This is a genomic window from Cupriavidus pauculus (genome assembly GCF_002858765.1).
GTDB lineage: Bacteria > Pseudomonadota > Gammaproteobacteria > Burkholderiales > Burkholderiaceae > Cupriavidus > Cupriavidus pauculus_B.
Genome location: NZ_PJRP01000014.1, coordinates 160,611 through 174,086, shown reverse-complemented (window position 1 = coordinate 174,086; position 13,476 = coordinate 160,611). Strand labels below are relative to the sequence as shown.

Annotated in this window: 10 protein-coding genes and 1 pseudogene; 4 read left to right on the top strand and 7 right to left on the bottom strand. The window is 61.6% G+C overall.

Annotation, left to right across the window (positions count from 1 at the left end):
• Positions 1-465 precede the first annotated feature (465 nt).
• Entirely contained in the window at positions 466-1,728 is a 1,263-nt protein-coding gene (locus CYJ10_RS24735) for a M20 family metallopeptidase (RefSeq protein ID WP_101684074.1), read from the top strand.
• Between the two features lie 26 nt (positions 1,729-1,754).
• Entirely contained in the window at positions 1,755-2,399 is a 645-nt protein-coding gene (locus CYJ10_RS24730; RefSeq protein WP_101684111.1) for a trimeric intracellular cation channel family protein, read from the top strand.
• A gap of 542 nt (positions 2,400-2,941) precedes the next feature.
• Here the strand turns inward: CYJ10_RS24730 and CYJ10_RS24725 are convergent.
• The 3 genes and pseudogenes from CYJ10_RS24725 to CYJ10_RS24710 form a co-directional block, all read right to left on the bottom strand.
• Positions 2,942-3,217, bottom strand: coding sequence for a cell envelope biogenesis protein TolA (locus CYJ10_RS24725; RefSeq protein ID WP_146002115.1), 276 nt, complete (start codon positions 3,215-3,217; stop codon positions 2,942-2,944).
• A gap of 344 nt (positions 3,218-3,561) precedes the next feature.
• On the bottom strand, positions 3,562-7,425 hold the full coding sequence (locus CYJ10_RS24720) for an autotransporter outer membrane beta-barrel domain-containing protein (RefSeq protein ID WP_180863052.1): 3,864 nt from the start codon (positions 7,423-7,425) through the stop codon (positions 3,562-3,564).
• A 1,120-nt stretch (positions 7,426-8,545) separates the two neighbouring features.
• Positions 8,546-8,769: pseudogene (locus CYJ10_RS24710) on the bottom strand (IS21 family transposase); the annotation flags it as partial.
• Between the two features lie 353 nt (positions 8,770-9,122).
• On the opposite strand from CYJ10_RS24710, the gene CYJ10_RS24705 reads away from it, so the two are divergent.
• Positions 9,123-10,586, top strand: a complete 1,464-nt coding sequence (locus CYJ10_RS24705) for an ATPase domain-containing protein (protein WP_101684070.1) — start codon at positions 9,123-9,125, stop codon at positions 10,584-10,586.
• Positions 10,587-10,589: 3 nt separating this feature from the next.
• Positions 10,590-10,961, top strand: a complete 372-nt coding sequence (locus CYJ10_RS24700; protein WP_101684069.1) for a response regulator — start codon at positions 10,590-10,592, stop codon at positions 10,959-10,961.
• Between the two features lie 161 nt (positions 10,962-11,122).
• On the opposite strand, the gene CYJ10_RS24695 is transcribed toward CYJ10_RS24700, so the two are convergent.
• The 4 genes from CYJ10_RS24695 to CYJ10_RS24680 form a co-directional block, all read right to left on the bottom strand.
• Positions 11,123-11,506 (bottom strand): hypothetical protein, encoded by a 384-nt coding sequence (locus tag CYJ10_RS24695; RefSeq protein WP_101684068.1) that lies wholly within the window; start codon positions 11,504-11,506, stop codon positions 11,123-11,125.
• 211 nt (positions 11,507-11,717) lie between these two features.
• Positions 11,718-12,284: an Hsp20/alpha crystallin family protein gene (locus tag CYJ10_RS24690; RefSeq protein ID WP_101684067.1), complete on the bottom strand. Its 567-nt coding sequence runs from the start codon at positions 12,282-12,284 to the stop codon at positions 11,718-11,720.
• 103 nt (positions 12,285-12,387) lie between these two features.
• Positions 12,388-12,795: an Hsp20/alpha crystallin family protein gene (locus tag CYJ10_RS24685; protein WP_101684066.1), complete on the bottom strand. Its 408-nt coding sequence runs from the start codon at positions 12,793-12,795 to the stop codon at positions 12,388-12,390.
• A gap of 16 nt (positions 12,796-12,811) precedes the next feature.
• On the bottom strand, positions 12,812-13,252 hold the full coding sequence (locus CYJ10_RS24680; protein ID WP_101684065.1) for an Hsp20/alpha crystallin family protein: 441 nt from the start codon (positions 13,250-13,252) through the stop codon (positions 12,812-12,814).
• Positions 13,253-13,476 lie beyond the last annotated feature (224 nt).

The following is a 13,476-nucleotide window of genomic DNA, read 5'->3' as shown; positions in this document are numbered from 1 at the left end:
TCGAGACATTCACACGGCAATTCCACTTTAGAAGCGGTCCTTCGATCGTCGACACACGCCGTCCCGTCATCAGCCGACCGAAAGCACCACGCGGAGTGATGGGCGACCAAGCACATACCGTTGGCGGGAGGGCTTTCGCATAGGGTAAGCATGCGCTCCTTTCGACGCATTTGCGAATGGGGTGAATCGCGCAGTCAGCGGGTGGTGAAATTTGCTAGAGTTTTTTTGGGCCATTTTTCACCGCGTTTGGAGCTAACTGCGAACGCGTAAACGGGCTCGACGGCGTGATCACTTTCGCCGCCGGCCAGCACAATCTGGTCGTGCGCGAAACCGCCATCGTTGCGCGGGGCTTCGACGTCCTGACGGTGGCGATGGCCAACCTCGATCGTGCTTACGGTGCCTAAGGGGATGAAGGTGCAGCCTGAATCTCCTGCTCAACTTCACTTCGAAACTTCTGGAGCCATCATGAATCCCCTCACTGAAGTCCTCGACCGCGCCGATCCCGCCCTGGTGGCCGAACTCGAGGCGCTCTACAAGGACATCCACCAGCACCCGGAGTTGTCGATGCACGAAGTTCGCACCGCGAAGATCGTCGCCGATGCCATGGAAGGTCTGGGCTACGAGGTGACGCGCAACGTCGGCGTGACTGGCGTGGTCTGCGTGATGAAGAATGGCACAGGCCCGACCGTGATGCTACGCGCCGACATGGATGCGCTACCAATGGCAGAGGACACCGGGCTGCCGTATGCCAGCACTGTGACCGCGCGCGACGATGAAGGCGTAGAGGTCGGCGTCGCGCATTCATGCGGCCATGACATGCACGTAACCTGGATGATCGGAGCCGCGCGTATCCTGTCTGCAAATCGCACCGCCTGGAGAGGCACACTAATGATCGTGTTCCAGCCCGGTGAGGAAACGGCCGAGGGCGCATCCTCTATGGTGGGCGAATGGGGCGAAGGCCGCTTTCCGAAGCCCGACATCATCCTCGGGCAGCACGTGATGGTCGGCGCTGCCGGCACCGTTAGCTACCGTCCCGGCATTACGCTGTCTGCCGGAGATAGCCTGAAGATCAAGCTGTTCGGGCGCGGTTCGCACGGCTCTCAACCGCAAACCTCGATCGATCCGGTCATCATGGCAGCAGCGACCACGTTGCGCCTGCAGACCATTGTCTCGAGGGAAATCGCGCCGACCGAACCGGCGGTGCTCACTATCGGCTCGCTGCAGGCCGGTACCAAGGAGAATATCATCCCCGACGACGCCACCATCAAGCTGAACATGCGCACCTTCAGCGAGGACACACGCGAATACATGCTAAATTCGATACGCCGCATCTGTTGCGCAGAGTGCGATGCCTCCGGTGCTGAGCGTCCGCCCGAGTTCACCACGATCAATAGCTACCCGTTGACCGAGAACGATCTGGCCGCTACGGAAAAGGTGGCGCAGGCCTTCGACCGCCAGTTTGGCGAAAACGCGTTGCAGGCACCCGGTCCGGCATCGGCCAGCGAAGACTTCAGCATCTTCGGTCGCGCTTGGGGCGTGCCCTATGTATTCTGGTTCGTCGGTGGTACCAACCCGGAGGTGTACGCGAAGGCCGAACAGGAGAAGGCTGTCAACAAAATCCCTAGCAACCACTCACCGAAGTTCGCGCCGCAGATTCATCCGACGCTCGAGACCGGCTTGGCGGCTATGCTGACGGCCGCCAGCGCGTGGTTGTGTCCCAGTGTATGAACGTCCACGAATTGGCCCTTGCCGGCCTGAATGACCACAGTCTGTTCACGTTTCTAGATCTGGCCGGCACATTTGCCTTTGCCTTCAGCGGCGCGGTCGCGGCCAGAGACCGCGGACTCGACTGGTTCGGTGTCATCGTCATTGCTTTTGCGGTCGCTTGCGGCGGGGGCGTGCTGCGCGACCTGTGCATCGGCGCCGTGCCGCCCGCCGGACTAACCGATTGGCGCTATCTCGCCGTCGCAATGGCAGCGTCATGGGTGACGCTCACTGCGCGCACGCTGGTCGTGCGCCTTGCACACCCGGTGACCTTCTTCGATTCTCTGGGGCTGGGATTGTTTGCAGTGACCGGCGCGCAGAAGGCCTTGATTTTTGGCCACAATGCCGAGGTGGCGGTGCTTCTCGGCGTAGTTACCGCCGTGGGTGGTGGCGTGGCGCGTGACGTGCTACTCAATCGGGTGCCGGTAATCCTTCGGCGCGAGGTCTATGCGTCGGCGGCTCTGGTGGGTGCCGTCATCGAGGTGTCCGGCGAGCGCCTGGGATGGGTGTCCAGTGGGCGGACCTGGGCCGCCTTGATGGCGTGCTTCGCGCTGCGTTACCTCTCGCTGCGTTACAAGTGGAATCTGCCGCGCTCTCTCGGGCACGATGGCAGTGGGAGCGGATCAGACAAGTGATGAGCGCAGGACTGTGGGGCTATCCATGATGGTGCAACGATCCGACCGGCATTGGGGCCGCTCCACGGCTTTGTCAACATAGCCCCGAAGCGTTCAATGAGCATGAGGGCTGCGCTGGCCCCTCAGGCGATCGACGGATTTTGGGCCACCACAGTGAATGCACACCAGGCCCGCGGGCGGCAAGATGCGACTGTACCCCAGGCAGCAGCCCTTGCGACCGCACGAACGCGGTTGGCCGCTGAGGGTCGGAAATGGCCCCTAGCTCCGGCAAGCGCCTGCCGCGGGTTGGCCGGGGGCTGAGACCGACGAAGAGGCGTCGTTCGATCGCTAATTTGCTCGGCCGTTCAGACGTCCGATTCAACACCAAGCCACCAAGCTCCACGGCGCGCCTTTCTGGGTTGAGTGCGTCTACCGCAGGCTATGGTCGGCGGCACTCGCCTCCTAAAGCGCCTACGGTCTGCTCCAAAGAAAACAGCCGACATCGTCGACTGCTTTCTTTGCGCGCACCCGTGGCGTCAACCCGCAGACCTACTGGCTTGCTATTACTGCTTCTTGACGGCGGCTGCGGGCGCGGCGTTTTCTGCCTTGACCGTAGCCTTCTCGGCCTTGGCCGGCGCAGCAGGCTTCTCGGCGCTCACCTTTGTTGCCTTGGCGTGCTTGGTTGCGTGCTTGTGGGTCGCGGTAGCAGCAGGTGCTTTCGCAGCCGGCGCCGTAGCAGCCGGAGAGGCCGGCGCCGTGGGAGCGGCCGGGGCAACGCCCTGAGCAACAGCGGCACCAGTGATGGCGAAAGCGGCAACGGCAGCGAACAGCTTCTTCATGATCAACAATCCTTCTGAGAGGTTTAGGCGCTGCGATGTGCCGCGCTTAGCCAAAAAACGGGGCAGCTTCACGCTCAGTTGACTGCTAACTCGTGACAATCCGTAAGGAGTGTTTCTGCAGAGGCAAGGCCGCGTTACAGACGACCCAAACGTGTCGCATGAAGGACAACCATCCGTAGAAGTCGACCCGCTGCAGCACACCTTACGATCGGCAATTGCACCTTATTGATATCGCAAGGTGGGGGCTGCTACCGGCCACGAACTCCTAGCATGACCCTGCGGATGGTGCCATGCAGAGGCCGCCTTCGGAGCGACCGAACCGCCCTCCTCGCTCGCCCTCAACCCTAGAACCTCCAGCGCAATCCCACCGTGCCGGTATGGTCCTGGTTGCCGCCACCGAACTGGCCGGTATAGCGCAAGCCAAGCGTGGCCATGGCCGAGATGGCGAAGTCGGCGCGCAGTTCGGCCAGCGCCGCGTTCTGGGCAATCGGCGCACCCGTCACCGTGAACGGCTGGCTGCCATCGAAAGCCAGCGTGGTAGCCGGGCGTACGTCGCCGAACGCATGGCGCCAGCCGGCTCCGACGTAGAACGCCGCGTCAGTGCCGCCAAACTGGACGCGCGCGCTGGTACGCAGGCCGAGCGTTGTGGTGGTCAACGTGTTGCTATCGCCTGGGCTGTGCAGGGCCGCCGAGCCGCCCGTCTCCGCGAAGCTGCGCGTGCGTGTGTCGCTCCACGCCACGCCCCCGTACGGTTCGACCTGGATGGTTGCCGATAGAGGCATGGCGAAGCCGGCTTCCAAGAAGACTTGCGCGGTGCTGGCGTGATAGCTGGCGGTCAGGGACTGCACCGTACTGCCGCCGAGGCTGGCCTGCCGATCCGTGTCGGCGTCGTGCCAGCTATAGGCGGTACCGAACAGCCATTTGAGCTTGCCGCCGCCAAGCGCGAATGCGCGGCCGCCGTAGAGCGTGGCGCTGAATGAATCGGTGATGGCGCGCGACGACCGTTCGCTCACTCGCAGCGTACTGTTGGCGTAGCCGAACGCGCCGCCGATGCGCCAGCCTTGCCCCACCGCACCGTCGCCACCCAGATAGAAGCCGCCAGTCTGCTGGCGCAAGCGCGCTGCATCTACGCTTCCATGAAAGTTCTGCCAGTTGCCAAGCACTTCCACCCACAGCGGCTGGGCGGCGGAAATGGGCAGTGCGGCAGCCGGCAGGAGGCCACCAAGCTGGGCGATGGGCGCGCCGGGCAGCATGCCGGCGGACAGGCTGTCATTCAAATGCGCCAGCGGCAGCGCCCGCGCCCCACCCGCCAGGGTAATCAGACCCGTGGACACGCTGGCGTGGGCCTCCCCGGAAAGGCTGTCGAAGACGGCCGGCGGCGCGCCCTCGGGCAACGTCACCACGGCTTCGTGCACGGGGTTGCTGTCCGGCAGGGTCTCCAGTGCGTTAGCCACGGCACGCTGGTTGCCGGTGACTGCGGCATCGGCAAAGCGCATCGCACGCGGGGTGCCCCCGCCAGCGCCACCACCCGCGCCCGGAACGAGCGGCGAGACGGGCGGCACGGGGTCCGTCACCACCTTGCGCGTGAGTGCCAGGGTGACTTCGTTGGCGCCATAGGTCAGCGTCGGGTCGAGGAACGCGTAGTTCGAGCTGACCGATGCAAAGCGGCCCTGCACCGTGCCGGCGGTCAGGATGCTGTAGCGGCGCGTGGACGCGAAGTTGCCGTCGGGGCCGACATGGACAACCGCACCGCCGAGTGTGGCTGTACCGCTCACCGCAACGCGGTCGCTGGCCGACGATGCCGGGTCGGCTTCCACTCGATAGGTCGAACCCGACGCCAGCGTCAAGTTGCCGTTGACCGTCAGTGTGCCGATGGAATTGCCCGGTGCTAGCGTGCCGCCTGATGCAATAACGGTACTGCCGACGCTGCCAGCGCCGCTCAGCGTGGCGCCGTTGTTCACCGTGACCGCCCCTGCCACACTGCCGTTCACGGCCAGCGTGCCCGCGTTCACCGTCGTCGCTCCGGTGTAGGTATTCGCGCCGCTCAGCGTCAGCGTGCCAGCGCCGATCTTGATCAGCCCCGCGCCGCTGCCGCCACCGGCCCCGCCATCCTCGATCGTGCCGCTTACGGTGGTGGACGTGTTGTTGCCCCCTACGGTCAGGACGTTCTGGCCAAGCTGGAAGCGCCCCGTCCCGGCGATGGCACCGGCGGTAATCCGATGGTCGAACCCCGGACCGGACGTGCCCGAGAAATCGACCCAGCCCCCAGCCTCCGTCACCAGCGAGGCGTTGCCAGCGGTACTCCAGCCCCAGAACTCGGTGTAGCTGCCACTGCGGGTCGTCACCTGGCTGTTACCGCCGGTGCTGCCCTCCTGAAACGACATCACGCCGCCGTTGTTGATGATCGTCGCATTGGCCGCCGTGCTGCTGCCGAGCAGGTATGTGAACCCGCCGAGGTTCGTCACCTGCGCATTGCCAAGGCTGCCTGCGCTAAATAGCTGGATGTAGCCGGACCGATTGACCACTTGCCGGGCACCGAGATCGAAGTTGCCATTCAGCCGAAGCGTGCCGCCATCGACACTGACCCCGCCAGTACCCAGGGCCCCATTGACGTTGGCGCTTAGCGTGCCAGCGTTAACCAGTGTGCCGCCAGAATAGGTGTTCACCGCGTTCAGGTCGAGCGTAGCGTTCCCCGTCTTGGTCAGGCTGCCAGGCCCGTCGATGACACCGTAGTGTGCCAGCGTGCCATTTGTCACCTCGAAGGTGCCACCGCCTGCGCCGAGCGTCGTTGCGCGCGCGGTGGTCATGGCCGCGGTTGTGCGCAGCGTGCCGCCGTTCAGCCCAAGCGTGCCGGCTGGCGCGCCCAGGTTGGCGTCTGAGGCAATCGCCAGCGTACCGCCCAGGATTTGCCAGCTTGTGATATCGGTGTTGGTACCGGCGAGGGTCCAGACCGAGGCACCGATTTTCTGGAAATGCTCGAAGCCACGATAAAGGCCGGCGTTGCCAATGCCGCCGGTCAATGTGGCAGCGCCGGTGTCGCCAGCCAGCACAAACGTGTCATCCGTGCCGTAGGCTTCGATTCTCCCCACGACGCTGTTGGTCCAGAACTCGAAGCGGTTCGTGCCGCCCGTGAACTGGACAGCCGCCAAGCCGGGGCCGCCTGCTACGATGGTCCCCTTGTTGACGATGGTCAGGTTGCTGCCGAGCACGCCCACGCCGCCGGCGCCTGCGGCGCCGTTAGCGGCCCGCGAACCATCCATGTTCATGCCGCCCGAGCCACCGGCGCCTCCCGCGCCACCCATGATCATGCCCTCGTTTAGCAGCGTGGACCCGCTGGTCAGTTCCATGCCGCTGCCCCCCACGCCGCCCTTTCCTCCCAGGCTGCCGTAGAGATCGTAGACGCCGTCGCCGCCGTTGCCCCCGGCCCCGCCGTTGCCGCCCGCCACCACGGCATTTGCTTCGATATGTACGGTGGCCGCATTGCTCACCAATATGCCGACACCGCCGTCGCCGCCGTTGCCGGCGCCAGAGAAGCCGGACATCGGTTTTGACGCGCCGCCATTCCCGCCGCTGCCACCCGAGCCGCCGTACACCGCGCCGCCCGCCTTCACAAGGATATCGGCGCTACCCGCGTGGATCAGACCGTATCCGCCTTCGCCGCCACCGCCGCCGCCGCCCTGGTAGCCCGCTTGCGGGTCGGTGGTATCGCTTCCACCATTGCCGCCCCGGCCGCCGTTGCCGCCGAACACTGCGGTGGAGATGGTGGTCGGCACGGCAGCCCTCACCATGCCATCTGCCCCACCTCCGCCGCCGCCACCACCGCCCCCTGTGAACGAGGCATAATCGAATTGCCCGTCGCCACCATTGCCGCCGAACTGGCCTGGCGCGGTACCCGCTGTGCCGGCCAGCCCCAGCGGCGTTATCTGAGACGAACTGATGCCACCCGAGCCACCGGCCCCGTTGCGAGCGCCACCGCCGCCACCAGTCCCGTCACCATCGAACACCGTAAGACCGCTCTGCCCAGCCTGCCCAGCGAGGTAGCCGCCCCACCCACCTGGTAGGAAGGCGGTGTAGCCCCCGGCACCGCCGTTGCCGCCAGAGGCTTGTGCCGGCGACGCGGCAACGGACATCGTGAAGAGGGCGACGGCGCCGGCAATGGCGCGCAGGCACGGCTGCTCACCGGCGGAGAGACTCGAATGTCTTGTCATGCGGATTTTTAACCGGCCGAGCCGGCGACCCTTTTTGCGCGCGGCAGCCGTCTGCTTGCTGGCTATGTCCGCGCTTTCATTGTTTTAATGTGCGGGCGCCCGTGCGAACCTCAGCGGCGTCGGCGAAAAGCCGCAACGGCGTAGGCGACTGCCCCCCGGCACGGGATTTTCGCATTTTGCGGAGGGAAAGTTGAGCTTACGTGGCTTGAAACCGATGCATTCAGCCAGCTCGCTGTTGCTTCTGAACCACGCCGTTACCCCCACCCTTTGGCGCGCGAATCGTGCTCAGTGACTTTGCCGATGTGGGACCAGTTCCGTTCGACTTCCGGAGTCGGCCAGTTTGAGTCATTGGCCTTTCGAATTTTGATGGCCGGTTTGGTCTGCAAGCGGACGAATTACTCCTGGCTACTTCCTTCAATTCCCATGGCATATGGATTGTTCGAATCCACGCGCACGTCGCAGTTTGCAGGCGCAATGCGATTGGAGGCCCCCTCCCTGTCCAGCCTCACAGAAGGGCTAGCCTTCAAATACCTAATGGCCGACGCGATCTCCTGACGTTTGCTGCATATCTCGAATTCAGCGACTTTCGCTTCCCCGAGGTTGTCCTGCGAGAACACACCGCAAGGTGTCCGTGCTATCTGACTGCCGTCGAAGCCCGCGTCATAAAGATCCCGAAGCACCAAGCGGGAGAGCGTGTATCCGGCATCTCGCGCCGGAGCATTCCTGATCTGGTTGCCAAAATGAAATCCACGCGTGGATACTCGCATCCGCAATTGAGATGGCTAGTACGGGCGTTGATGCTGCTCTGCGAAAACAAGGCGCACTCGCGAGAGACTGGATAGCTCCTTCCGCAACTCGGCCGCAAAAAACATATACGGCGACAGGTGATCAACCAAGGCAAGCTGTCGCGTCAGGCGGTCGCCGCGTACCAGCCAATAATTCGGAAGGAATGCTGAGCCACAGTTCTCGACAGAGATCACGAAAAAATCCCGCGCGATCGTCTGAATTCTACGGTAGCAGGTACCCGATGCACCAAGCACCAGTGCGTCTCCATCACCATACTTCAAAACGAACTCGCGGGAATCGGCAATTGCCTCGTGAGCTGGCGATGTCCCGTTCTTTCATAGATGCCGCGGTGCGTGATGCCCCCCACCACGAAGGCGTGGTGAGGGACATCGAACAGCATCTCGTGGGTCTGCCCAGATAGGCGCGCAGGAAGAAGGCTCGGCTATGGCTGAGTTCGAACTGCGCCACCTGAAACTTGGTGTGCTCGCCGGCGATGACCGCCCAGTCATCGCTCCAGTCGAACTGAAACGCCTCGCCCTTGGCAAAGCGTAACGGGATCTAGTCGCGAAATCCCCGCGTCGAATGATGCTCAGTATGGCCACCCGTCGATCACTCCGAACTCCCGCTCGTTCCCAAGCGAGAAAGTGTTCTACACGTGGGTCAACATTCGACGCAAAAACCTGCCTTGGGTGGGTCAGGAGCAGTGCAAATCAACGCACGCCCGCAAGGTGGCCATGCAAACGTTTTCCGCGCACACTACATAGATCCTGTCAAGACTCGCGCGCTTGATGCCTGCGGACACCACTCGTCGTGAAGCACTCTCACTCGCCTACATCACTTGGCAGGCGGACGGAAAAGATCTGTTTTTCTATACTCATACAGTTCACCGCTCTATTGTGTGAAAGACACCTATGACAAAGCAGCTAGTTCGCGTGCTAAGCGGCGTGGCAGGCCTCGACACCGTCCTCTGCGGCGGTCTGGTAGAAGGAGCTTCCTATATCGTTCAAGGTAGCCCCGGCGCGGGCAAGACAATTCTGGCCAACCAGATTGCGTTTCATCAGGCCAAGGGAGGCGGAAGGATCCTATATGTAACGCTTCTTGCCGAATCTCACGATCGTCTGTTTCAGGCGTTGGACACATTCGATTTTTACGACGCGGCAGCAGTCGGACGAGACATCTTTTACATCAGCCTGTTCAAAGTACTCCAGGACGAGGGGCTGTGCGCACTCGTCACCGCCTTGCGTAGCGAACTAGCGCGCCATCGTTGTACAACACTCGTTCTGGACGGTCTGCTGATCGCCAAGGACAAGGCGGAGTCTGCGCTAGACGTGAAAACGTTCGTTGCAGAGCTACAAAGCCACGCGACATTTACCGGCTGCACCTTGCTCTTCCTTACCAGCGCCTGCATAGACGACGTCAGCCCCGAACACACCATGGTAGACGGCGTCATTCAGCTCAAGGAGGAGCTGGCTGGCATACGGACCGTCCGGCAGCTTCGAATTTCAAAGTCCCGCGGCAGTCCCGCGCTCGGAGGCCTGCATCAATACCGGATATCTTCTCGGGGAATTGACGTCTTTCCACGACTGGAGGCGCTCCTTGGCACGCCGTCGGCGGAGGAATGGTTGGAACAGGAGCGTGTTGATGTCGGAGTTCATGGTTTGGCTCCCCTCATAGGCGGCGGACTTACCCCTGCATCTGTCACCCTGCTGCTGGGGCCGGCTGGCAGCGGCAAGACGACCTTCGGGTTGAACTTCTTAAGTCTCGCCACGCCGGAGAGCCCTGCCCTCTTTTTTGGCTTCTACGAGTCGCCTCAGCGTCTGCGCGTCAAAGGGCGAGCTCTTGGAATCGATATCGAGGGATTGGAGCGCTCGGGCGCGCTGGTGATTCTCTGGAATCCGATGACAGAGAATTTGCTGGATTCCCTCGGACACCAGCTTCTTGAGGCGGTACGCGAACGCCATATCCACCGGCTTTTCATCGACGGCATGACCGGATTTCAGCGCGCCGCAGTATATCCCCCGCGCCTGATAGAGTTCTACACAGCCCTCGCAAACGAACTGAGAGGCCAATGCGTATCGACTATTGCCAGCCTCGAAATGCGCGACCTGGACGGATTGGCCGGCACTGATCCCCTGCCAGAGTTTGCTAGCCTTATGGACAACCTGGTGCTCTTGCGGCAAGCAGGTGTGAGTGGCGAACTGCGTCGGTTCATTGGTGTGGTAAAGATGCGCGATAGCGCGTTTGACACGACGTTTCATGACGTCGTTATCGGCGATGGCGGCTTGCAGGTGGCGAACCGATTGATTCTGCCCGGCACGTCCGAGCGGGATCCCGTTGTACCATCAACCGGCGCTCAAACGTCTGGCGAGTCCTGAATCATGGCCACAGTTGTTGTGATCGACGACGAGACAATGAATGCCGATGCGCTGGCGTTCATGCTATCGGCGGAAGGGTTGTCAGTTCGAACGGGCGCGGACGGCGAAGCGGGCCTACGTCTGGTAGCCGAGGTTCATCCTGATGTGGTCATCACCGACTTCATGATGCCCGTGATGACGGGGTTGGAAGTCGCCCAGAAGCTTCGCGCCGACGACGCTACCGCTCATATCCCTGTAATTCTCTTGACAGCAGCTCAAGCCGATATCGGTCGTCGGCATCCGCATTTGTTTGTTGCAGTCTTCGAGAAGCCTTGTTTGCCGTCGGCAATCATAGAAACAGTTGCACAGCTTCTGGCTAGTAAACGCGGCCGTTGAATCGAGAATAGTACGTCTCTCAGCTAAGGATGATGCTTGGCCAGGCTATTTTCTTTCGCACACCATTGGGTGCATCCACGCAGCATTCTATTCAGGCGACGCCAACCATGCTCCCACACCGATGATGAGGCCTGCCCCATGAGCAGGCCAAGTGCTCTGAATCACTGTATTAGAGGGACGATCCCGATTCTCTCCGCAAGCATACGTTCGTACACGCCGAAGTGCAGGTCGACTTCAGCCTGGCTGACGACTGTGACCTCCATATTGATCTGATCCGCCTTCAGACCGAACATTGTGGCGAGCGCCAACTCGAGGTCAGTCACCATATCCTTATCCTTCGGAAAGATCGTGCCGATGCTTATCGAATACGCATTGGAGCGATCCGCAACAATTTCCAGCAACCGCGCTGCGGCGCTCATATTGTGTTCGATTGCGATGCGAGTAAGCTCTGCAATACTGCGCATCTTCTCGGTGGGAAACCCACGGACGCAGCGTAGGCGTATCCGATGAGGACCTAATGTAATCCAGTCGGTATCGAATTCCATGACAACCTCAATAAGTCAATCTGCTACTCATCTATGCGCGTGGAATGCGCTCTCCAACCAAACACTACGAAGCGCAAGGCTGTGAAGAGTCTCGGCCAAGGCGATCGCTGAGACCCGCCTTGGCCTAGAGCCGTGCCGCGTGTCTTACTAATCGGAACGCCCTGATAATTGGACCGGACGGCGCTTTCGCTTCGTATGCCGCGGAACGCGATTATTGGATGTCGATCTTTCGAACTGACGACGATGGCCGGTCTATCTTCGGGAAGCGCATCGTCAGTACGCCGTTCGAAAATCGCGCGTCGACATGGTCAAGATCCAGTCCATCCGGCAAAGGAACGCTCCGCATAAAGGCGCCGTATGCCCGCTCCAGACGGTAGCATCCGTTTTCCTCGGTTTCGGTGTCTTGCCTTTTCTCGCCTCGGAGTACCAGAGCGCCATCCTCGATGGTAGTCTGCACCTCGCCACGTTCCATTCCTGGGAGTTCCGCCGTGACCCTCAACACGCTTCCATCGTCGACGACGTCGATGCGCGGCTGGAATCGGGCTGAACTATAGTCGCCAAACCATCGATCCAAGCCCGTAAAGCTGGCAAAGGGTTCATGTAACAACCCACCCATCGCTCGCCAGGGTTCACCCGAGAAGAACCGGGACATATCCGGCCACTCCGGCACACGATGGCGAGGCGTCGTTGTACCCGTGGCTTCGTTGACGCTCGCCTCGTCGCCGGAGGATTTGCGAAGAAACTTGAAAGGATTCCACTTTCCGACTTCGGTTTTCATCTCGTACTCCTGTCATTCTCGGTTGAAACACGAGATACGCTCAGTCTGCCAGGGGGCGCCGGCCCACGCCGAGGGTCAACTCCCTCGGGCAGACGCCAAGCGCCTAAGCCAAGTTGATCGCAATGCGCCGCGGTCTCGCTTCGTCACGCCGGGGAATAGTGAGTTTCAGCACACCGTCTTGCAACTGCGCCCCGATCTGCCCCGCATCCAAATCCGGGCTCAGCGAGAAAGACCTCGCAAAGTGAGGCTGGCGAATTTCCGCGTGCTGCACGCGAAGACCCGAGGGCGTCGGCACGACCGCTTGCCCTTCGATGTGCAACGCACCGTCGTTGAAACTGAGCTGGAGATTCTCGCGGCTCACGCCAGGAAGGTCAGCCCACAGGGTCACGCCATTGGCGTCTTCGATAATGTCTACTGCCGGGATCAGGGTGACTTGTGGGGCGCCCTTCTCCTCAGAGCGTTGGGCCACTGCACCATCGTTACGGTGCGCGAGTTGGGTGTTATTGTTCATGGCAGTCTCCTTGACGTTACTGAACGGTGATCGCACGTGGCTTGGACGCCTCGCGCTTACCCACGCTTACTGAAAGACAACCATTGGCATATCGGGCCAGAACCTTGTCAGGATCTGCGCCCTCTGGCAGTTCAATCACCCTTCTGAACGAGCCAACAAAGCGTTCTTGGGCGTAATGCCGTGACTCCGGCATGTCGTCCTGGCAGAGCGGTTGTCGTTCGCCGCTGATCGTCAAGAGCCCACGGTCGATGGTGACTTCGATGGCTTCCTGCTTGAGTCCAGGGGCAAAAGCCACAATCTCGATAGAGTCGTCAGTTGCCCCGATGTTTATGGCAGGAAATGCGCCGGAGCGCCCGGCGCGGATGCTGGAAGGAAACCCGCCGAACAGGCTCGTCATCTGCCTTTGCAGACGATCGAAGTCACTGAAGAGGTCGGTTCCGAAGAATGCGTCAGTCATGGTCGTATCCTCCTGTAGAGCGCAGCGAGGAGTGAGGGGCATCACGCGCTCCCATTCACCTGCCTGGCTGCCGGCAAACAAACAGAAACACGCAGCGCGACGTCGCGACTGCCTGAGCAAAAAATAAAATAGTAAAAGCCAGCGCAATTTCAAGTGTCACAAGAAGCACCCGAAGTCGCGCCGACCCCGCCGGACAAGGCTGGGCGTGACGAGGCGGATTCTGT

Excerpts from the sequence above, each read along its gene's own strand:
- CYJ10_RS24695 (WP_101684068.1), bottom strand. The coding sequence starts at position 11,506 with ATGGAATTCGATACCGACTGGATTACATTAGGTCCTCATCGGATACGC.
- CYJ10_RS24700 (WP_101684069.1), top strand. The coding sequence starts at position 10,590 with ATGGCCACAGTTGTTGTGATCGACGACGAGACAATGAATGCCGATGCG.
- CYJ10_RS24685 (WP_101684066.1), bottom strand. The coding sequence starts at position 12,795 with ATGAACAATAACACCCAACTCGCGCACCGTAACGATGGTGCAGTGGCC.
- CYJ10_RS24735 (WP_101684074.1), top strand. The coding sequence starts at position 466 with ATGAATCCCCTCACTGAAGTCCTCGACCGCGCCGATCCCGCCCTGGTG.
- CYJ10_RS24725 (WP_146002115.1), bottom strand. The coding sequence starts at position 3,217 with ATGAAGAAGCTGTTCGCTGCCGTTGCCGCTTTCGCCATCACTGGTGCC.
- CYJ10_RS24690 (WP_101684067.1), bottom strand. The coding sequence starts at position 12,284 with ATGAAAACCGAAGTCGGAAAGTGGAATCCTTTCAAGTTTCTTCGCAAA.
- CYJ10_RS24705 (WP_101684070.1), top strand. The coding sequence starts at position 9,123 with ATGACAAAGCAGCTAGTTCGCGTGCTAAGCGGCGTGGCAGGCCTCGAC.
- CYJ10_RS24720 (WP_180863052.1), bottom strand. The coding sequence starts at position 7,425 with ATGACAAGACATTCGAGTCTCTCCGCCGGTGAGCAGCCGTGCCTGCGC.
- CYJ10_RS24680 (WP_101684065.1), bottom strand. The coding sequence starts at position 13,252 with ATGACTGACGCATTCTTCGGAACCGACCTCTTCAGTGACTTCGATCGT.